The organism is Streptomyces pseudovenezuelae (assembly GCF_029892565.1).
Classification (GTDB): domain Bacteria; phylum Actinomycetota; class Actinomycetes; order Streptomycetales; family Streptomycetaceae; genus Streptomyces; species Streptomyces pseudovenezuelae_A.
In genome coordinates this window covers 60,333-78,800 of sequence record NZ_JARXVH010000027.1, presented here as the reverse complement: position 1 = coordinate 78,800, position 18,468 = coordinate 60,333, and the positions used below count along the sequence as shown (strand labels likewise).

At 72.3% G+C, this 18,468-nt stretch carries 17 protein-coding genes; 4 read left to right on the top strand and 13 right to left on the bottom strand.

All coding sequences use genetic code 11. The annotated features are described in order from the left end of the window. Window positions 1–46: 46 nt before the first annotated feature. From M2283_RS46225 to rimP, 8 genes are all read right to left on the bottom strand, one after another. Window positions 47–3,709: a trypsin-like peptidase domain-containing protein gene (locus tag M2283_RS46225; protein ID WP_280882615.1), complete on the bottom strand. Its 3,663-nt coding sequence runs from the start codon at window positions 3,707–3,709 to the stop codon at window positions 47–49. A gap of 272 nt (window positions 3,710–3,981) precedes the next feature. Then, on the bottom strand, window positions 3,982–4,887 hold the full coding sequence (gene truB / locus M2283_RS46220) for a tRNA pseudouridine(55) synthase TruB (RefSeq protein ID WP_280882614.1): 906 nt from the start codon (window positions 4,885–4,887) through the stop codon (window positions 3,982–3,984). Next, window positions 4,884–5,333: a 30S ribosome-binding factor RbfA gene (gene rbfA / locus M2283_RS46215; protein ID WP_280882613.1), complete on the bottom strand. Its 450-nt coding sequence runs from the start codon at window positions 5,331–5,333 to the stop codon at window positions 4,884–4,886. The genes truB and rbfA overlap by 4 nt, the downstream gene beginning before the upstream one ends. A gap of 38 nt (window positions 5,334–5,371) precedes the next feature. Next, the gene (locus tag M2283_RS46210; RefSeq protein ID WP_280882612.1) at window positions 5,372–5,665 is read right to left on the bottom strand and encodes a DUF503 domain-containing protein; all 294 of its coding nucleotides are present in this window, start codon (window positions 5,663–5,665) and stop codon (window positions 5,372–5,374) included. Window positions 5,666–5,802: 137 nt separating this feature from the next. Continuing rightward, window positions 5,803–8,952: a translation initiation factor IF-2 gene (gene infB / locus M2283_RS46205; protein WP_280882611.1), complete on the bottom strand. Its 3,150-nt coding sequence runs from the start codon at window positions 8,950–8,952 to the stop codon at window positions 5,803–5,805. A 146-nt stretch (window positions 8,953–9,098) separates the two neighbouring features. Beyond that, window positions 9,099–9,377, bottom strand: a complete 279-nt coding sequence (locus tag M2283_RS46200; RefSeq protein WP_123997354.1) for a YlxR family protein — start codon at window positions 9,375–9,377, stop codon at window positions 9,099–9,101. Window positions 9,378–9,467: 90 nt separating this feature from the next. Further along, complete coding sequence (gene nusA, locus M2283_RS46195; RefSeq protein ID WP_280882610.1) at window positions 9,468–10,454, bottom strand: transcription termination factor NusA; 987 nt, start codon at window positions 10,452–10,454, stop codon at window positions 9,468–9,470. Window positions 10,455–10,456: 2 nt separating this feature from the next. Beyond that, window positions 10,457–10,993, bottom strand: coding sequence for a ribosome maturation factor RimP (gene rimP / locus M2283_RS46190; protein ID WP_280882609.1), 537 nt, complete (start codon window positions 10,991–10,993; stop codon window positions 10,457–10,459). A 224-nt stretch (window positions 10,994–11,217) separates the two neighbouring features. Between rimP and M2283_RS46185 the strand changes: the two genes are divergently transcribed. The 3 genes from M2283_RS46185 to M2283_RS46175 are packed head-to-tail and all read left to right on the top strand — an operon-like array spanning window position 11,218 to window position 13,217. Then, a complete protein-coding gene (locus M2283_RS46185) occupies window positions 11,218–11,811 on the top strand; it encodes a hypothetical protein (RefSeq protein ID WP_280882608.1) in 594 nt (197 codons plus the stop codon). Beyond that, window positions 11,808–12,296 (top strand): ferritin-like domain-containing protein, encoded by a 489-nt coding sequence (locus M2283_RS46180; RefSeq protein WP_280882607.1) that lies wholly within the window; start codon window positions 11,808–11,810, stop codon window positions 12,294–12,296. Before M2283_RS46185 ends, M2283_RS46180 begins: the two co-directional genes overlap by 4 nt. A 27-nt stretch (window positions 12,297–12,323) precedes the next feature. Further along, window positions 12,324–13,217, top strand: coding sequence for an aminoglycoside phosphotransferase family protein (locus tag M2283_RS46175; RefSeq protein WP_280882606.1), 894 nt, complete (start codon window positions 12,324–12,326; stop codon window positions 13,215–13,217). A 65-nt stretch (window positions 13,218–13,282) separates the two neighbouring features. Here M2283_RS46175 and M2283_RS46170 read toward each other — a convergent pair whose 3' ends face one another. From M2283_RS46170 to M2283_RS46155, 4 genes are read right to left on the bottom strand one after another with little or no spacing between them, the layout of a single operon-like run. Continuing rightward, window positions 13,283–13,492: a ferredoxin gene (locus M2283_RS46170; RefSeq protein WP_280882605.1), complete on the bottom strand. Its 210-nt coding sequence runs from the start codon at window positions 13,490–13,492 to the stop codon at window positions 13,283–13,285. Between the two features lies 1 nt (window position 13,493). Then, a complete protein-coding gene (locus tag M2283_RS46165; protein ID WP_280882604.1) occupies window positions 13,494–14,711 on the bottom strand; it encodes an NADH-ubiquinone oxidoreductase-F iron-sulfur binding region domain-containing protein in 1,218 nt (405 codons plus the stop codon). After that, window positions 14,708–15,289 carry a ferric reductase-like transmembrane domain-containing protein gene (locus tag M2283_RS46160; protein WP_280882603.1) on the bottom strand — a complete coding sequence of 194 codons (582 nt, stop codon included), beginning with the start codon at window positions 15,287–15,289 and terminating at the stop codon, window positions 14,708–14,710. The genes M2283_RS46165 and M2283_RS46160 overlap by 4 nt, the downstream gene beginning before the upstream one ends. Next, window positions 15,286–16,263: an FAD:protein FMN transferase gene (locus M2283_RS46155; RefSeq protein ID WP_280882602.1), complete on the bottom strand. Its 978-nt coding sequence runs from the start codon at window positions 16,261–16,263 to the stop codon at window positions 15,286–15,288. The genes M2283_RS46160 and M2283_RS46155 overlap by 4 nt, the downstream gene beginning before the upstream one ends. A 15-nt stretch (window positions 16,264–16,278) precedes the next feature. Here M2283_RS46155 and M2283_RS46150 point away from each other — a divergent pair, with 15 nt between their 5' ends. Next, the gene (locus M2283_RS46150; RefSeq protein WP_280882601.1) at window positions 16,279–16,683 is read left to right on the top strand and encodes a hypothetical protein; all 405 of its coding nucleotides are present in this window, start codon (window positions 16,279–16,281) and stop codon (window positions 16,681–16,683) included. A gap of 52 nt (window positions 16,684–16,735) precedes the next feature. Here M2283_RS46150 and M2283_RS46145 read toward each other — a convergent pair whose 3' ends face one another. Next, window positions 16,736–18,439 carry a proline--tRNA ligase gene (locus tag M2283_RS46145; RefSeq protein WP_280882600.1) on the bottom strand — a complete coding sequence of 568 codons (1,704 nt, stop codon included), beginning with the start codon at window positions 18,437–18,439 and terminating at the stop codon, window positions 16,736–16,738. Between the last annotated feature and the right edge of the window lie 29 nt (window positions 18,440–18,468).

The following is an 18,468-nucleotide window of genomic DNA, read 5'->3' as shown; positions in this document are numbered from 1 at the left end:
CCCGCATCGGCATCGGGGCTGTGACCCGATGCACGCGGCGACGGGCTCAGGCGGGCACGCGGACGCCGGACAGGTTCTCGATCATGCGGCGGGTGCTCGGGCCCACCACGGCGGCCCACGCCTGCGGAGTGTCGGTCAGCCAGCCGGCCATCCGCGCCGCGAAGCCGGGGACGTGCCGGCCCAGGTCGACCAGACCGCGGTCGAAACGGGCCGCGCCGTCCGGGGTGCGCACCAGGAGGAGTCCGGTGCGGTGGACGAGGTCACGGACGTCCTCGCCGTCCTGCCTGGCCGTGGCGTGCAGCAGGGCGTCCAGGACGGCCGGTGCGTGTTCGTGCGCCAGGAGGAATTCGAGGAGTTCGTGGCGCAGGGGGCGGGAGGCGGGGCTACCGGGGGCCGCGAGTACGGCGGCCAGCGCGGCCCGCACTCCTTCCTGGCCGCCGTCCAGCAAGCCGGTGACCAGCGGCTGCAGCACGGCCCGTGCCGTCGGGCCCTGGTCCAGGCACCGGTCGACGTACGCGGCCACGTCGGCGGCCGTCTCCGGGCGCTGCTCGACGGCCTCGCGGACGAGGTCGGCGACCCGGCGGGCCAGCGGGGGCGTGGTGACGTCGGCGAGGGTGCGCAGCGCGTGTCCTGCGTCCGCGCGGCGCAACCGTTCCCGGAAGGCGTCCAGGACCGGCTCGGGGTGGGTGGTGAGGGCGGCGATCAGCGCGTTCGGCGGGAAGTGCGGGTCGCCGGCCGCGAAGTGCCGCAAGGCCTGCGGGAGATGACGGGCACGCGTGCGTGGATCGCGGACGAGGAGGGCGAGGGCGCCGCCGTGCAGGGTGCAGTCGGCGGGGCGGGCGAGGAGGAACTGGGCCGCGTAGCGCAGGAGTTCACGGTCGGCCGCCGAGCGTACGTGCGGGGCGGCCCGCAGCCCGTAGGCGATGGCCGCCACCCGCCGGGACGGCCGCTCGTCGTGCGCCCACCGGTCCACCGCCCGGCACACCGCCGACGGCTCGTCCTCCGCCAGCACGGCGAGCAACTCGTCCGCCCGCCGGTGCGCACTCTCGACGAGCACCTCGGCCAGGTCGTCCAGCGCGAGATGCCGGTGCGTGTGCAGCAGCGCCTGCGCGGCCTTGGAGACGGTCGCGTGCGGGGTCGCGGGCAACGGCCGGTCGTCGTCGAACCAGAGGGTGAGAAGCGGTTGTACGGCGGTGGGGTCGGCGGCGAGCAGCCGGGAGGCCTCGTCGAGGAACCGGTGGGCGATGTCCGTAGCGCTGTTGCCTGTGCCGCCGCCCGAACTGCCGTCCTGCGGTGGGCCGTCGGCGAGCACGAGCCGCCGAAGCAGGTCGAAGCGATCGGCGTCCGTGAGGCGAAGGGCGGTCCAGAAGGCGGGAGTCAGGGCCCGGCTGCCGTGCTCCCTCCGCATCCTCACCACCAGCTCCGCCAGCGACCGCAACGGCTCCAGGTACGGCGTCGCGTCCGGCACCCGCGTCAGGGTCTCCGTGAGGAGTGCGGTGGCCCACCAGGAGTGCGGGTCGATCTCCAAGGCGTAGGTCAACTCATCGATGCGAAGGGCCAGTTGAGGCGTACCGCGCTGGCGGGCCAGGAGGAGCAGGGACTGGACGACGGGGCCGATGCGGTGGTGCGGCACGGGGAGGGGGTGGGCGTTCCGCGGGGTACGGCGGCGGTGGACCAGGGCGCGCAGGGCCTCGTCCAGGTCGAGGTGGATGCCCTGGATCCAGTCGGCGAGTTCCTCGTGGGCGAACCGGTAGCCGCCGCCGGCCGGCACGAGGAGGCCTTCGGTGAGGACGGCGGACGCCCAGCCGGTGCCACCGCCGAGCCGTGCGGGGGCCGGGCCCCAGGGGAACACCGCCTCGAAGGACGCCCGGTCCAACTCCCCCTGCCCCGGCCCGAGACTGCGCCGGGCGGCATCGTGCACCTGCCCGGAGACCTTGGCGGCGAGTCGGCGTACGGCGGTGCCGCGCAGGCCGTTCTCTGCGGCCAGGCGGACGGCGATGCGCAGGCACATCAGGTCCAGGTAGGCCGAGAAGACCTCGTCGCGATCCACGCGTGCGTGCGGGGCGTCGGGGAGGGCGGCGCGCACTTCTGAGAGCAGGCGGAGGGTGAGGGGGTGCCGGGCGTCGGGCTCGTCCAGGACACCTTCCGGGATGCCGTAACGGGCGCGGGCTCGGCGGGCCTCGTCGGGGGTGAGGTCGTCGAGGTGAACGCAGGCGGGCAGCCGCCGTGGGCTCTCGTCGGCGGCGGAGTCATCGGCGGTGAGGTCGTCGGGCTGCACGCGGACCGACGGCCGTCGCGGAGCCTCACCCCCGGCGCCCTCATCGCCCCCGGCAACCCCGCCGAACCCACCGCGTGACGCCCCCCGATGCAACACCTCCCCCCGAAACTCCGCCCCGGCCCCCTCCCAGTACTCCGCCCGACACGCCACCACCAGCCGCGCCCCGGTCTCCCCCAGCCACTCCGACGTCCCCGTCGTCCACTCCCGCAGCCGGTGCGCCAGCACGGACGGCATCTCCTCGGGGCCGTCGAGCAGGAGCAGCAGGGGTCGGCCCGCCGCGCGGGCGACGTGGGCCAGACGGTGCGGTGTGATGTCGCCGAGGTCGCCTCCCACACCCCCGAAGGCTCCCGCCCCCGACGCCGCCACGATCCGCCCCGCCCGAGCCAGCGCCCGCGTCACCGCGTCCGCGAGCGACATGTCCTCGTCGTGCAGGTCGGCCCCGCGGAGCCACAGCGTGGGGGCCGGTTCAGAGGCACGGTGGCGGCGGGCGGCGAGGGTCGCGAGTTCTGTCGTACGGCCGCTGCCCGGTGCTCCGACGAGGGCGAGGACGGCGGCCGGGCCCTGGGCGAAGGCGGCGAACTCCCTTGCCCTGGCGGCCCGTTCGACCGGTTCCACCGAGCCGAGGGCGTCGGTGTCCGCGCGGCCGACGTATCCGGCGAGGGCGCCCGGTGGGCCGTCCTGGCCTACCGAGGTGGCCGTCAGTTCCAGGACGCCGGCCAGGTTGAGGTCGGCACCGTAGGCCGGCACGGTGGCCGCGTTCTCGGCGAGCAGGTCGGCGAGCGGGCCGGCCACGGGGCGCAGGGGCACGGCGAAGCCGGCGTCGCGGTGGCCGTTGTGCAGGGCGGTGCCGAGGACGCCGATCACGGCGCCGGTCGCGGGGTCGAGGACCGGTCCCCCGGCCGCGCCGCCGCCCAGCCGCAGCGCGTCCCGGCCCGCGGTGCCGATGGCCAACTCCAGGGTGCCGTCGAGGAGATGGAAGCGGTCGGTCGCGGTGTACGTCACCGACGTCGTGCCCAGCACCCGCGCCTCGCGCCAGCAGCCGGCGGCGATGCGGACGTACGCGCCCGTCTCGATGTCGTCCCGGACGCTGACCGGCAACGGGTCCACGCCGAGGCCCTCGGTGCGGACCAGGGCCAGGTTCAGGTCGGGCAGCGCGGTCACCGCGTCGGCTGTCACCAGGCAACTGCGGTCGCCGGCGGCGTACAGGATCAGCCGGGGCAGGCCGTCGACCGCTTCGTGGCTGGTGATCACGGTGCCGTGGTGGTCGGCCATGAAGCCGGTGCCACGGGGGCGTCCGGCGAGGTCGCGGACGCGGATCAGGGAGTCGTCGCCACCCGGCGTCGGCTCCTCCTCGTGGGTCAGGTGCCGTGCCGCCCTCGTGCCGTCCGGCGGCCGGCGTCCGCCCCCGGTGCGCGGGCCCCGTCCCGCCATGGTCGAACCTCCCCGCCGTACACCTGTGCCCTGTATTCGACGGTAGGCGCGGGGTGATCGGCGGGACAGATCGCGTGTCGAAAGCGCCCCCTTCCACTCCCTCGGTTCACTCCGAGCGCCTGCCCGGACGGGTGAATAGGTAGGGGGCGACGGATACACCCTAGGGGTGGGGGAACCGAGGGGGACCGTGGAGCGGCGACACATCTCGACCCCGTGATCGCCGCTCCACGGGCGGGTACAGGCCCGCCCGGCCGTGCGTCATGTGTCATGCGTCAGCCGAAGACGGCCAGGCTCTTCGCCCTGCCGTTCTGCTCCTCGACCAGCGCGAGGAAGGTACCCGCGGGGTCGAAGACGGCCACGGCGCCCCGGCCGGCGTACCCCTCGGGCACGTCGAGCCGTACGCCGTTGGTCAGCAGCTTGGCCCGTCTGGTGTCCACGTCCCAGCGCGGGAACGCGGCTGCCGCTGCCTCCGCGAGCGGGAGCACGGTCAGCTCCTGCTGGAGCTGGTCCAGCGTCCTGGCGGTGTCCAGCTTGTAGGGGCCGACGCGGGTGCGGCGCAGGGCGGTCAGATGGCCGCCGACGCCGAGCCCGGCGCCCAGGTCACGGGCGAGGGCGCGGATGTAGGTGCCGGAGGAGCAGACGACGGAGACGACCAGATCGAGGACGGGGGTGCCGTTCTCGGCGACGGCCTCCCGGACGTCGTGGACCTCGAAGGAGGAGATGGTGACGGGGCGGGCGGGGATCTCGAAGTCCTCGCCGTCGCGGGCCCGCTTGTAGGAGCGCACGCCGTCGATCTTGATGGCGCTGACCTTGGACGGCACCTGCATGATCTCGCCGCTCAGCTCGGCGATCCCGGCGTCGACGCCCTCGCGGGTGACCTTCGAGGCGTCGACCGACCCCGTGATCTCGCCCTCGGCGTCGTCCGTGACCGTCGTCTGCCCGAGCCGGATCGTGCCCAGGTACTCCTTCTCGGTGAGCGCCAGATGCCCGAGGAGCTTTGTCGCCTTCTCGACACCGAGGACGAGCACGCCCGTCGCCATGGGGTCGAGCGTTCCCGCGTGCCCGACGCGGCGGGTACGGGCGATGCCCCGCATCTTGGCGACCACGTCGTGCGAGGTGAAGCCCGACGGCTTGTCCACGATGACAAGGCCGTCGGGCGTCCGGTTCTTCTCGGTCATTCGGTGGCGTCGTCCTCGTCGTCCTCGTCCGGCTTCTTGTACGGGTCCGCGTCACCGGCGTACGCGGCGCCCGCCGAGACCTCACGGACCTTCTCGTCGGACTGCCGGGCCCGGTTGAGGAGGTCCTCGATGGTCTTGGCGTTGTCCGGCAGGGCGTCCGCGACGAAGGCGAGCGTCGGCGTGAACTTCACGCCGGCCGCCGCGCCGACGGCCGAGCGGAGCACGCCCTTGGCGCTCTCCAGGCCTGCGGCCGCTGCCGCGCGGTCCTCGTCGTCCCCGTACACGGTGTAGAAGACGGTCGCCTCCCTCAGGTCCCCGGTGACCCGGGTGTCCGTGATGGTGACGTGCGAGCCGAGCCGCGGGTCCTTGATCCCGCGCTGCAGCTTCTGGGCCACCACCTCTCGGATGAGGTCCGCCAGCCTCTTGGCACGCGCGTTGTCGGCCACTGGTCCGTCTCCTTAGTAACTACTTCTTGCTGCTTGCTTCAGTCTTCGTCGCTGTGGAGCCTGCGTCGAACCGAGAGCAGTTCCACCTCGGGCCGCCCGGCGACCAGCCGCTCACAGCGGTCCAGTACGTCGGTGAGGTGTCCCGTGTCCCCGGAGACCACCGCGAGCCCGATCTCGGCCCTGCGGTGGAGGTCCTGACCGCCCGTCTCCGCCGCGCTCACCGCGTACTTGCGCTGGAGCTCGGCCACGATCGGACGGACGAGAGAGCGTTTCTCCTTCAGCGAGTGGACGTCGCCGAGGAGCAGATCGAAGGACAGAGTCCCCACATACATGTGTGTCCGGATGTCCCGCCGGTTCGGGGTATGGGCGCCTTCCTGGACGCCGATACGGGAACCGTACACGCAACGGCCGGGGCCGATCGACGGAAATATTCTCTCCGCCGACCGGCCCCGATCGCGTGCTGTGCCGATCAGACGCGCGGCTTCTCGCGCATCTCGTACGTCGCGATGACGTCGTCGACCTTGATGTCGTTGAAGTTGCCGAGGTTGATACCGCCCTCGAACCCTTCGCGGATCTCGGTGACGTCGTCCTTGAAGCGACGCAGACCGGAGATGTTGAGGCTCTCCGCGATGACCTTGCCGTCGCGGACGAGGCGCGCCTTGGTGTTGCGCTTGACCTCGCCCGAGCGGACCAGGACACCGGCGATGTTGCCCAGCTTGGACGACTTGAAGACCTCGCGGATCTCCGCCGTGCCGAGCTCGACCTCCTCGTACTCCGGCTTGAGCATGCCCTTCAGGGCCGCCTCGATCTCCTCGATGGCCTGGTAGATCACCGAGTAGTACCGGACGTCGACGCCCTCGCGCTCCGCCATCTGCGCCGCGCGGCCCGCAGCGCGGACGTTGAAGCCGATGACGATCGCGTCGGAGCCGGTCGCCAGGTCGATGTCCGACTCGGTGACCGCACCCACGCCGCGGTGCAGGACGCGGATGTCGACCTCTTCGCCGACGTCGAGCTGGAGCAGCGAGGACTCGAGAGCCTCCACCGAACCGGACGCGTCGCCCTTGATGATGAGGTTGAGTTCCTGCACCAGACCGGCCTTGAGGGCCTCGTCCAGGTTCTCCAGGGAGAACCGGACACCACGCCGGGCGAAGTTGGCGTTGCGCTCGCGCGCCGCGCGCTTCTCGGCGATCTGACGTGCCGTGCGGTCCTCGTCGACAACCAGGAAGTTGTCGCCGGCGCCCGGGACGTTGGTGAGACCGAGGACGAGGACCGGGGTCGAGGGACCCGCCTCTTCCACGTTGTCGCCCTTGTCGTCGAGCATCGCGCGGACACGGCCGTACGCGTCGCCGACCACCATGGTGTCGCCGACCCGCAGGGTGCCGCGCTGGACCAGGACGGTCGCGACGGCGCCGCGGCCCTTGTCCAGGTGGGACTCGATCGCGATGCCCTGCGCGTCCTGCTCCGGGTTGGCCCGCAGGTCGAGCGAGGCGTCCGCGGTCAGGACCACGGCCTCCAGCAGGCTCTCGATGTTGAGGCCCTGCTTGGCGGAGATGTCGACGAACATCGTGTCGCCGCCGTACTCCTCGGCCACCAGACCGAACTCGGTGAGCTGACCGCGCACCTTGGTCGGGTCGGCACCTTCGACGTCGATCTTGTTGACCGCGACCACGATCGGCACGTCGGCCGCCTTGGCGTGGTTCAACGCCTCGATCGTCTGGGGCATCACACCGTCGTTGGCCGCCACCACGAGGATCGCGATGTCGGTCGACTTGGCACCACGGGCACGCATGGCGGTGAACGCCTCGTGACCCGGTGTGTCGATGAAGGTGATCCGACGCTCTTCGCCGTTGACCTCGGTAGCGACCTGGTACGCGCCGATGTGCTGCGTGATACCGCCGGCCTCGCCCGCGATGACGTTCGTCTTGCGGATGGTGTCCAGCAGTCGGGTCTTACCGTGGTCGACGTGACCCATGACGGTCACGACCGGCGGACGCGCGACGAGGAACTCCTCGCCACCCTCGTCCTCGCCGAACTCGATGTCGAAGGACTCGAGCAGCTCGCGGTCCTCCTCCTCGGGGCTGACGATCTCGAGGACGAAGTTCATCTCGTCCGCGAGGAGCTTCAGCGTCTCGTCGGAGACGGACTGCGTGGCAGTGACCATCTCGCCGAGGTTCATCATCACGCCGACGAGCGACGCCGGGTTGGCGTTGATCTTCTCGGCGAAGTCGGTGAGGGACGCACCGCGCGACAGACGGACGGACTGTCCGTTGCCACGAGGCAGCATCACACCGCCGACCGACGGGGCCTGCATGGCCTCGTACTCCTGGCGCCTCTGCCGCTTCGACTTGCGACCACGACGCGCGGGACCACCGGGACGACCGAAGGCGCCCTGTGTGCCACCGCGGCCACCCGGACCACCGGGACGACCACCGAAGCCGGGACGACCACCGCCACCGGCGGGAGCACCCGGACGGCCGGCGAAACCGCCACCGCCACCACCGGGACCCGCGGGACGACCGGCGAAACCGCCACCGCCGCCACCGGGACGACCGGCGAAGCCGCCGCCGCCACCGGGACGACCGCCGCCACCGCCACCGGGACCGCCGGGACGACCGCCGCCGCCACCGGGACCGCGGCCACCGGGGCCGCCGCCGGGACGGGGGTTACCCGCAGCGGGACGCTGCGGCATCATGCCGGGGTTGGGACGGTTGCCACCGGGGCCACCGCCCGGACGCGGAGCGCCGCCCTGCGGGCGAGGCATGCCGCCCGGGCTGGGACGCGAACCGCCCGGAGCCGACGGACGGGCACCGCCCGACGCGCCCTGGGGACGGGGACCGCCCTGACCGGCGCCCTGCGGACGCGGAGCGCCACCGGGGGCACCCTGGCCGCCCTGGCCGCCGGGACGCGGGGCGCCACCGGGACGGGGCGCCCCGGGACGCGCCATGCCGGTGGAGCCACCGGAGGTGAACGGGTTGTTGCCCGGACGGGGACCGGCCGGACGAGCACCGGGACGAGCGCCCTGGCCGCCCGGACGCGGAGCACCGGGACGAGCGCCCTGGCCGCGGTCGCCACCGCGCTCACCGCGGTCCTGGCCGGGACCGCCCGGGCGGGAGCCCGGACGCGCCGTCTGACCACTCGGACGCGGAGCGCCCGGACGCGGACCCGCAGCGGGTGCGGGGGCGGCCGACGCGGCGGGAGCGGCCGGGGCGGCCGGAGGCGCGGTGAACTCGGGCGCCGTCGGCGCCGGAGAGGCCGGAGCCGGTCGCGGCGCGGGCCTCGGGCCCGGAGTGGGACGAGAGCCGGAGGAAGCCGGCGCGGCGGGAGCCGCGGGCCCCTCGGCGACAGCCGGCTTGGGAGCCGGCGGGCGCGGGGCGGCCGGACGGGCAGCCTGCGCCGGAGAGGGGGCGCCCGGCTTGGCCGGGGCAGCCTTACGCGCGGAAGCGGGCTTGCCGCCTCCGTTGCCCTGCTGGAGGGCGTCCGTCAACTTACGGACTACGGGCGCTTCGATGGTCGAAGACGCCGAACGGACGAATTCACCGAGTTCCTGGAGCTTGGCCATGACGACCTTGCTCTCAACCCCGAACTCCTTGGCGAGTTCGTATACCCGGACCTTAGCCACTTCGCTCCTTTTAGGTCCGGGTGCGTCCGGACCGTCGCTACTTCATGGGCGTACTCATCGCGTGCTCATCGAGTGCTCATCGCAATCTCGACCTACTTCCAACTCGCGGAATACCGGGCCGCACGGAGGTTCCGTACGACCCGCTCTTACGGTGTTGCCTGCTCGACATAGAAGCGCAACGCCTTTGTGTCGAGCGCTCCCGGGGCGCGCAGCGCCCGCGTGAACGCCCGGCGGCGTACCGCCAGGTCGAGACAGACCAGGGCGGGGTGCACATAAGCACCCCGGCCGGGCAGCGTACCGCGATGATCGGGGACGCACTCGCCCTCGACCGCCACGATGCGCAGCAAGTCCTTCTTGGCCGCTCGCTCCCGGCACCCCACACAGGTGCGCTCAGGGCATGCGCGGGCTCGCGTCCGGCCAGACACTCTTAAGTCTACCTCCCCGCACCGACCTCACCCCTTTGGGGCAAGAATCGAACGGCTGTTGTCGTGATCTCAGCCTGCCGCGGCTCAGATCTATTCCTCGGGCTGCTCCGTGTCGGGCCGGATGTCGATCCGCCAGCCTGTCAGCCGGGCCGCGAGGCGGGCGTTCTGGCCCTCCTTGCCGATGGCCAGCGACAACTGGTAGTCCGGCACCGTCACGCGCGCGGAGCGGGCCGCGAGGTCCACGACCTCGACCTTGGAGACCCGGGCCGGGGACAGCGCGTTGGCGACCATCTCCGCCGGGTCGTCCGACCAGTCGACGATGTCGATCTTCTCGCCGTTCAGTTCGCCCATCACATTGCGGACTCGGCCGCCCATGGGGCCGATGCACGCGCCCTTGGCGTTGAGCCCGGAGCGGGTGGAGCGGACGGCGATCTTGGTGCGGTGGCCGGCCTCGCGGGCGATCGCGGAGATCTCGACGGACCCGTCGGCGATCTCCGGCACCTCCAGCGCGAAGAGCTTCTTCACCAGGTTCGGGTGGGTGCGGGAGAGGGTCACGGACGGGCCGCGGACGCCCTTCGCCACGCGTACGACGTACGACCGCAGCCGCATGCCGTGCTGGTACGTCTCGCCGGGCACCTGCTCCTGCACCGGCAGGATGGCCTCCAGCTTGCCGATGTCCACCAGCACGTTCTTCGGGTCGCGGCCCTGCTGGACCACGCCCGTGACGATGTCGCCCTCGCGGCCGGCGTACTCGCCGAGCGTCGCGTCGTCCTCGGCGTCGCGCAGCCGCTGCAGGATGACCTGCTTGGCGGTGGTGGCGGCGATACGGCCGAAGTCGGAGGGGGTGTCGTCGAACTCGCGCGCCTCCTGCCCCTCCTCCAGGTCCTCGGGGTCCTCCTTCGCCCACACCGTCACGTGGCCGCTCTCGCGGTTGAGCTCCACGCGCGCGTGGCGGCGGCTTCCCTCGGTTCGGTGGTAGGCGATGAGGAGGGCCGACTCGATCGCCTCGACCAGCAGGGGGAAGGAGATCTCCTTCTCCCGTACCAAGCCCCGCAGGGCACTCATGTCGATGTCCATGGCTACGCCTCCTCTTCCTTCTCGTCGGACTTCGCGTCGGACTGCTCGTCGGACTTGTCGTTGTCCTTGCGGTTGAACTCGACCTGCACGCGCGCCTTGTCGATGTCGGAGAAGGCGAGTCTGCGGCTGGTGGGCTTGCGGCCCTTCACGCCGGGCACTTCGAGGTCGAGGCCCTCGTCGTCGACCACCAGGATCCTGGCGACCAGCTCGTCGCCCTCGACCGGCTGGAACTTCACCAACCGCCCCACGGCACGCACGTAGTGCCGGTGTTCCTTCAGGAGGCGCTCGGCGCCCGGGGTGCCGACCTCGAGCGTGTACTCGCCCGCGCCCATCGCGTCCGTCTCGTCGAGCTTCGCCGAGAGCGCGCGGCTCACATCGGCGATCTGGTCCAGGTCCGCCCCGGTGTCGGAGTCGACGACGACACTCAGCACGCGCTTGCGTCCGACGGAGTCCACCGCGATCTCTTCGAGATCCAGTCCCTGGGAGTTGACGAGCGGCTCCAGGAGCTCTCGCAGCCTCTCGCTCTGGGTGGTGCTCATCCGGGTGACTCCTCGGCCGCGTGTGCTGTTGTGGGAAGGTCGCGTGTCTGGTCAAAGGGTATCCGGTCGCGGGGTGTGTTGCCGTCCACGTACGGACGGCCGACGGCCCTCGTACACACGGGCGGTGCCGGTGAGGGGCACCGGGCGGGGGCGCGGGTACGGTGATCACCTGCGGGCCGCCCTTCCCGCCCGCGGATTCGTACGAGCCTTCGAGGACGACTGCCGTGCCGTACCCCCCGCCACCGCGCACCCCCTCGGGTCCGCGCAGAAGAACCCTCCTCGCCTCGGCCGCCGGCGCCGCCCTGCTGGCGGGCTGTTCCTCCGGGTCCGGCGGGGACGAGGAGAACACCAGCGGCAGCATGTCCGCGACCGCGCGGGTACGCGCGCGTGCGGCCCGGGACAGCTCGGGGCTGGCGGAGCGCTACGACGCCGTGATCACCGCGTATCCCGCTCTCGCGGAGCGGCTGGCACCGCTGCGGGCCGAGATCGTGCGGCACGCGGAGGCGTTCGGGGGTTCGGTGGCGAAGCCGAGTACGGGGAACGCCGGGAGCGAGGAGAGCGCGGGGACGGGAGCGAGTGCGAGTGCGAGTGCGGGTACGGCGTCTCCGTCGGCCTCGCCGTCAGGTACCGGTACCGGTACCGCCGTGCCCGGGACCGAGCAGGAAGCCCTCGTCGAACTCGCCGCCGCCGAGCGCGCGCTCGCCGACCGGCGCACGACGGCGCTCCTCGACGTACCCGGTGAACCCGCCCGGCTGCTGGCCTCGGTGGCGGCGGCCGGGGCGGCGCACGCGTATCTGCTGACGGAAGGTGCCAGGTGAGCGACGACGAGAAGAAGGCGGCGAAGGCGGAGCTCGCGGCCTTCCAGGCGGCGCTGGCTGCGGAACACGCGGCCGTCTACGGGTACGGGGTCGCCGGCGGGCGGATCCGCGAGGGGCGTCGGACGGAGGCCCGGTCGGCATACGACGCCCATCGGGCCCGGCGGGACGCGCTGGCGCGGGAGGTGCGGGACCTGGGCGGTACGCCGGTCGCGGCCTCGGCCGCGTACGCGCTGCCCTTCCCGGTGACGGACTCGCCCTCGGCCGTGCGGCTCGCCGCGGAGCTGGAGGACCGGGTGGCGGGGGTGTACTCCGACCTGGTGCGGGCGACCGACGGGGAGCGGCGGCGCACGGCCGCCGGGGCGGTGCGGGAGGCGGCGGTGCGGGCGGTGCGCTGGCGCGGCGAGAGCGTAGCCTTCCCAGGGCTTGCCGAACGGGCGGCCGACGGTTCGGCCTCGGCGATGCCCTCGGTGACGCCCACTGGATAACGCGTAGGGGAAAGGAACTGCTCGCGTATGGCTTTCGAACCGCCGCAGCGTCTGGTGAGGGCGCTCGGTGAGACGGCACCGGACGGTGACGACTGGTTGGAGAAGCTGCCCACGGCGGCGCAGCAGGCCGTCGCGCTACGCGAGTTGACCGTGGAGCGGGTGCAGGTACCGGGTGGGCGCAGCAGCCTGGTGGTGCTGGTGCGGCGGACCGACGGGACGCCGGCCGTGCTCAAGCTGGCGCCGCCTCGGGCTCGTCCGCAGAGTGAGCGGGTCGCGCTGGCGCACTGGGGCGGGCGCGGTGCTGTGCAGTTGCTGGACGGGGCCGGGGGTGAAGGGGTGCTGTTGCTGGAGCGGTTGCATCCCGATGTTTCGGTGCGGTCGTTGCCCGAGGCGAAGGCGTTGCTTGAGGCGGCGGGGGCGTTGCGACGGCTTTGGGTGGAGCCGCCGGGTGGGCATGTTTTCGAGACCGTGGCCGAGCGGACCGGGCGACAGGCGGAGGCCATGAAGGCGGGGGCCGGCGGGGACGTGGTCTCGCTGGTCGATGCGGCGCTTGGTGCTCGGGAGGAGTTGTTGGCTGCGCCGCCTGAGGTGCGGTTGCTGCATGGGACTTTTCGGCAGAGCAAGGTGCTGGCGGGTGAGCGGGTGCCTTGGTTGGCCGTGGGGCCTGATCCGGTGGTGGGTGAGTGTGCGTTTGATCTGGCGCGGTTGGTTCGGGATCGGGTGGAGGACGTGATTGCTTCACCTTCGGGGGCGGGGACTACTCGGCGGCGGGTCAAGCGGCTTGCCGAGTCGTTGGAGGTGGATCAGGAGCGGTTGCGGGGGTGGACGTTGTTTCGGGCTGTTGAGTCAGGTGTGCGGGCACTGCGCGTGGGGCGGTTGACGGATGCCGAGTTGTTGCTGGAGTTTGCCGGGTGGCTGTAGGGATTGTTGTTTGGCTGCGGGTGAGTGGGGGCTGGTCGCGCAGTTCCCCGCGCCCCTTTAGGGCGTTACCTCATCGCCAATTTCAAAGCTAGGACCGGGCAGTCTTCCGCTGCTCTGCGGGCCCGCTTTGCCGTGCGGGCCGGGACCGGCGTCCCCTCCACCAGCGGGTAGCCCCATTCGTCGAGGGTGATGTGGTCGGGGAGCAACTCGGCGCACAGGCCGTGCCCTTGGCAGGCGGCCCAGTCGATGTCGATGTGCTGAGCGGGGTGGGTCACGTCAGCTCTCCTGGGGGACTGGGAGTAGTGGTGTGCGGTCGGTTGCCGTGCACAAACCCCTTGCGTGGGCGTCTAGTTCCGAGGCGAACGTCGTAAGTGCGCTGCGGACCAGGCGGGTTGTGCCGTCAGGGTGGTGGCAGGCACCTCTGCCCTCCACCAGGCCTGCCCAGCGGGCGATGTCCGTGCGGGTGGTGCCCTGGGGGCCGGGCACGGCCAGGGACTGGAACGCGGCGGCCATGCGCGGGAGGCCGTTGAGGCAGGGGCCGCACTGGCCTGCTGACTGGAGGGCCAGGTAGCGCAGGACTCGGGCGGTTTCGGTGAGGCCGCAGTGGGTGGTGGGGAGGGCGGCCAGGACGCCGGCGCCCATGGTGGTTGCGTCCAGGGGGAGTTGGGCTGCCTCGGGGGACGGGATCCAGGTGCCGTGGTAGCCGCCGAGCAGGACGGCGGAGGTGGTGGCTTCTATGGGGAGGATTCGGCCCAGTGGCATGCCGAACGGGGCTTCCACGACCCGGACTTCACGCCCGGGGACGTGAACCGTGCACAGGGCGCTGCCGGGTTGAGCGGGGGTGCCCGCGGTGCGGAACCAGTCGGCGCCGTAGCGGGCGACCAGGGCGACGTGGGCCAGCGTCTCGACGTTCTGGACGAGGGTCGGTGCCCGGCGCACCCCGCGTTCGCGCACCGGCGGGTCCTGGTGGGCCGGCAGCGCGGCGGCCCCGGAGATGTACTGGGCCAGCGCCGAGGACTGCCCCGACAGGAACCGCTTCGGCACCCGTACGACGTTGACACGGAGCGGGTCGCTACGCCGGGCCAACGCGGCCTCCAGGTAGGAGGCGCCGTCCTCGACCGCGAGATGGGCCTCGTCCGCGCCGACCGCCTGCGCGGCGATCTGCAGTCCGTCCAGGACCAGGTGGGGCGAGAGGCGCAGCAGCGTCTTGTCCTTGTGGCTGGCGGGCTCGCCCTCGGCGCCGTTGGCGACAACCACGGGGGCTCGGCCGGTGCGGCGGCCCGCGTCGGCGACCGCGACCAGCTTGCGGTACACCGCGAACGCCGCTCCCCCGCGCCCGGTGAGCCCGGACTCCGCGACCGCGCGCAGGACGCCGTCCGGATCGCCGTACGCCAGGGGCCCGTACCGCTGCTGGTGCGTGGCGAGGTCGGCCGGGGTGCCGCCGGGGGCGAGCAGGCGCGGGGACATGTACAGGTCGGGGAAGGTCGCGGTCATGAGCGGGCTCCTTCGGCCGTGCGCAGCAGGGCGGCGGGGGTGCGGCGGGCGGCGCGGGCGGAGGCCGCGAGGCGGATGCCGATGGCGGCGACGACCGCCGTCACGCAGGAGACGGTCAGCCAGGTCATCCAGTCGGCGCCGGTGTCCGTGCCGATGCCGATGCCGTGGACGAGGGCGACCGGCCAGGAGGCGTACGCGAGCCAGTGCACGGCGCGCCAGGCGCGGTGGCCCATCCGGGCGCGGAGCAGGCTGGTGATCACGACGGCGAGCATCAGGTCGAGGGCGACCGTGCCGAGGCCCAGCCACAGCGGCTGGTAGTTCGAGGCGAACGGGACGACGGCGTCCACGACCGTGATGTCGACGTAGCTGTCGATCACCGCGAACGCGATGTGCAGGGCCAGGAAGGCCATGGCGGAGAGGGAGAGGCTGCGGTGGAGGGAGACCGTGCCGAACCGGGGCAGGCCGGGGAGCCGGGTTCTCAGGCGGACGGCTATGCCGAGCAGGACGACGACCGTGAAGAGGACCAGGCAGACGGCGCCGGTGGCGCGGTTGGCGTACCAGAGGATCTCGGAGCTCATGCGGCTGCCTCCAGGTCGGCGCGGTCCGTGGGCCAGCCGGGTGTCGTGACGACCGCCCCGCTGTGTGCCACCAGCCGTGCAGGCAGGCCCCGTTGGGTCAGCCAGCGTTCCGCGTCCGCGCCCTTCACCAGGGCCGCCGTGGTCGCCGCGTTCGCGTCGGCGCAGGTGGAGGCCGCGACCGAGACCGTGCGCCATGGGGAGCGGACGGGGAGGCCGGTGCGGGGGTCGACGATGTGGTGGAGGTCGTGGCCGCCTCGGCGCCAGTTGCGGGCGGCCGTGCCCGAGGTGGCGAGGCCGCCGCTGCGCAGGCCGACTGTGGCGTACGGTCCCTGAGTTGGCGTCCGGTCGACCGCGCCGGTCACGTCCTGGACGCGGATCTGCCAGCCGTCCGCGGGGGACTCGCCCGCGACGGCCGTGTCGCCGCCGAGGCTCACCAGCACTCCGCAGCCGGCCGTCTCCGCGAGCATCGTGGCGGCCCGGTCGGCGGCCCAGGCCTTGGCGGTCGCGCCCAGGTCGAGGCGGACGCCCGCCGGGACGGTGACCGTGTCCGACGCGAGGTCCAGGCGGACCGTGCGCCAGCCCGGGGCCCGCTTCACGGTGAGCCGGACCGGCCGGTCGTCCTCCTGGACCAGCGTGAAGTCACGGTCGTAGCCGATCGCGTCCATCGCCGAACCGACCGTGGGGTCGACGGTTCCGTCGGTCGACTCGGCCGCGCGCAGGGCGACTTCGAGGGCCTGGGCGAGCAGCGGGCTGACCCGGACCGGGCGGCCGTCGGTGGTGTCGAGGGCGGCGAGTTCGGAGTCGGCACGGAAGCGGCTGCAGGCCGCGTCCACCTCGGCGAGGTGCCGGGCGAGCAGCAGGTTGCAGGAGTCGAGCAGGGCCGGGTCGGTGACGACCAGGCGGACGCCGGTGCCGAGGGCACGCCACTCGGTGGCGGCCGTGGTGCGCGGAGTGATGCGCGGGGCGGTGGTCATCACGACGCCCCCGACGTGGAGTCGGTGGAACCGCCGCTGGAGGAGGTGAGGCCGCCGCTGGAGGACGAGCCGCTCGACGAGGAGCTGTCGGTCGAGGACGACGAGGAGCTGTCGCTCGTCGAACTGTCCGTCGACGAACCGCCGTTGGACGAGCTGCTCGACGTGAACGAGTCCGTCGTGCTGCTGTCGCTGCTCGTGGTCGTCGAGGACGCGCTCGTGTCCGTGTCCATCGTGCCGATGAGCGCGAACATCCCGGCGGCGGCCGCCAAGGTGACCGCCGCCGCTGTCGCCGCCGTGCGCCGGGCCCCTCTGCGGACCGTGGCTGCGGCACCTCGTTCCCTGCTGTTCATGGCCGTTCCCCTCCCTGGTGACTCTGTGTCACCCACTACGGTCGGGGAACAGCCTGAGAGAAGTCTGTGAGGCACCCATACGCCTCGGCAGAACTCCCTGAGAGGTGCCTTAAATCAGGGCGTCAGGCGGTGAGGCGGGCGATCGCCTCGTCCACCGTCAGCTCCTCGCGCTCACCGGACTTGCGGTCCTTGAGCTCCAGGACGCCCTCTGCGGAACGGCGGCCGGCCACCAGGATCTGCGGTACGCCGATGAGTTCGGCGTCCGTGAACTTCACGCCCGGGGAGACACCGGCCCGGTCGTCGACCAGGACGCGCAGTCCTGCGGCGCGCAGCTTCTCGGAGACGTCGAGGGCGAGTTCGATCTGGAGGGCCTTGCCGGCCGCGACGACGTGCACGTCGGCCGGGGCGACCTCGCGGGGCCAGACCAGGCCGTGCTCGTCGGCGGTCTGCTCGGCGAGGGCCGCGACCGCGCGGGAGACGCCGATGCCGTAAGAGCCCATGGTGACGCGGACCGGCTTGCCCTGCCGGCCGAGGACGTCGAGCTTGAGGGCGTCGGCGTACTTGCGGCCCAGCTGGAAGATGTGGCCGATCTCGATGGCACGGTCGAGCTTGAGGCCGGTACCGCACTTCGGGCAGGGGTCGCCCTCCTGCACGACCACGACGTCGACGTACGTGTCGACCTCGAAGTCCCGCCCGGCGACGACGTTCTTCGCGTGCGTGTGCTCCTTGTTGGCACCCGTGATCCAGGACGTGCCGGGGGCCACGCGCGGGTCGGCGATGTACGTGACCTTCTCGCCCAGGCCCTGCAGACCGACGTAACCGCGGACGAGGTCGGGACGGCCGGTGAAGTCCTCCGCCGTCACCAACTCGACTGCGGCGGGGGCGAAATGGGCCTCGACCTTGTCCATGTCGACCTCGCGGTCGCCGGGCACGCCGACGGCGACGATCTCGCCGTCGACCTTCACCAGGAGGTTCTTCAGGGTGGCGGAGGCCGGGACGCCGAGGTGGGCGGCGAGGGTCTCGATGGTGGGGGTGTCGGGGGTCGGGATCTCTTCGAGGGCGGGCACGCCGGCCGCGTCCACCGGCTTCAACTCGTACGAGATCGCTTCGGTGTTGGCCGCGAAGTCGCAGTTGGGGCAGTCCGCGAAGGTGTCCTCGCCGGCCTCGGCCGGTGCCAGGAACTCCTCCGACTTGGAGCCGCCCATCGCGCCCGCGGTGGCGGCGCAGATGCGGTAGTCGAGGCCGAGGCGCTCGAAGATCCGCTGATAGGCCTCGCGGTGCAGGGCGTACGACTTGGCGAGACCCTCGTCCTCCGTGTCGAAGGAGTACGAGTCCTTCATCAGGAACTCGCGGCCGCGCAGGATGCCGGCGCGGGGGCGGGCCTCGTCGCGGTACTTGTTCTGGATCTGGTAGAGGATGACCGGCAGGTCCTTGTAGGAGGACGCCTGGTCCTTCACCAGCAGGGTGAAGATCTCCTCGTGGGTCGGGCCGAGCAGGTAGTCGCCGCCCTTGCGGTCCTGGAGGCGGAACAGCTCGGGGCCGTACTCGTCCCAGCGGCCGGTCGCCTCGTACGGCTCCCGGGGCAGGATCGCGGGGAGCAGCACCTCCTGGGCGCCGATCGCGTCCATCTCCTCACGCACGATCCGCTCGACGTTGGACAGCACCTTCTTGCCCAGCGGCAGCCAGGACCAGATGCCGGCCGCGGTGCGGCGGACGTAACCGGCCCGGACGAGGAGCTTGTGACTGAGGACCTCGGCGTCCGCCGGGTCGTCGCGCAACGTCTTCGCCATCAACTGGGACATGCGCTGGACCGGTGCGTTCGCCATGGTTCTTGTACTCCTGCCGGAAAAGGGTG

Coding starts and splice junctions, on each gene's coding strand:
- M2283_RS46225 (WP_280882615.1), bottom strand. CDS start 3,709: ATGGCGGGACGGGGCCCGCGCACCGGGGGCGGACGCCGGCCGCCGGAC.
- truB (WP_280882614.1), bottom strand. CDS start 4,887: ATGACCGAGAAGAACCGGACGCCCGACGGCCTTGTCATCGTGGACAAG.
- M2283_RS46210 (WP_280882612.1), bottom strand. CDS start 5,665: ATGTATGTGGGGACTCTGTCCTTCGATCTGCTCCTCGGCGACGTCCAC.
- nusA (WP_280882610.1), bottom strand. CDS start 10,454: ATGGACATCGACATGAGTGCCCTGCGGGGCTTGGTACGGGAGAAGGAG.
- rimP (WP_280882609.1), bottom strand. CDS start 10,993: ATGAGCACCACCCAGAGCGAGAGGCTGCGAGAGCTCCTGGAGCCGCTC.
- M2283_RS46175 (WP_280882606.1), top strand. CDS start 12,324: ATGGCTTTCGAACCGCCGCAGCGTCTGGTGAGGGCGCTCGGTGAGACG.
- M2283_RS46165 (WP_280882604.1), bottom strand. CDS start 14,711: ATGACCGCGACCTTCCCCGACCTGTACATGTCCCCGCGCCTGCTCGCC.
- M2283_RS46160 (WP_280882603.1), bottom strand. CDS start 15,289: ATGAGCTCCGAGATCCTCTGGTACGCCAACCGCGCCACCGGCGCCGTC.
- M2283_RS46155 (WP_280882602.1), bottom strand. CDS start 16,263: ATGACCACCGCCCCGCGCATCACTCCGCGCACCACGGCCGCCACCGAG.
- M2283_RS46145 (WP_280882600.1), bottom strand. CDS start 18,439: ATGGCGAACGCACCGGTCCAGCGCATGTCCCAGTTGATGGCGAAGACG.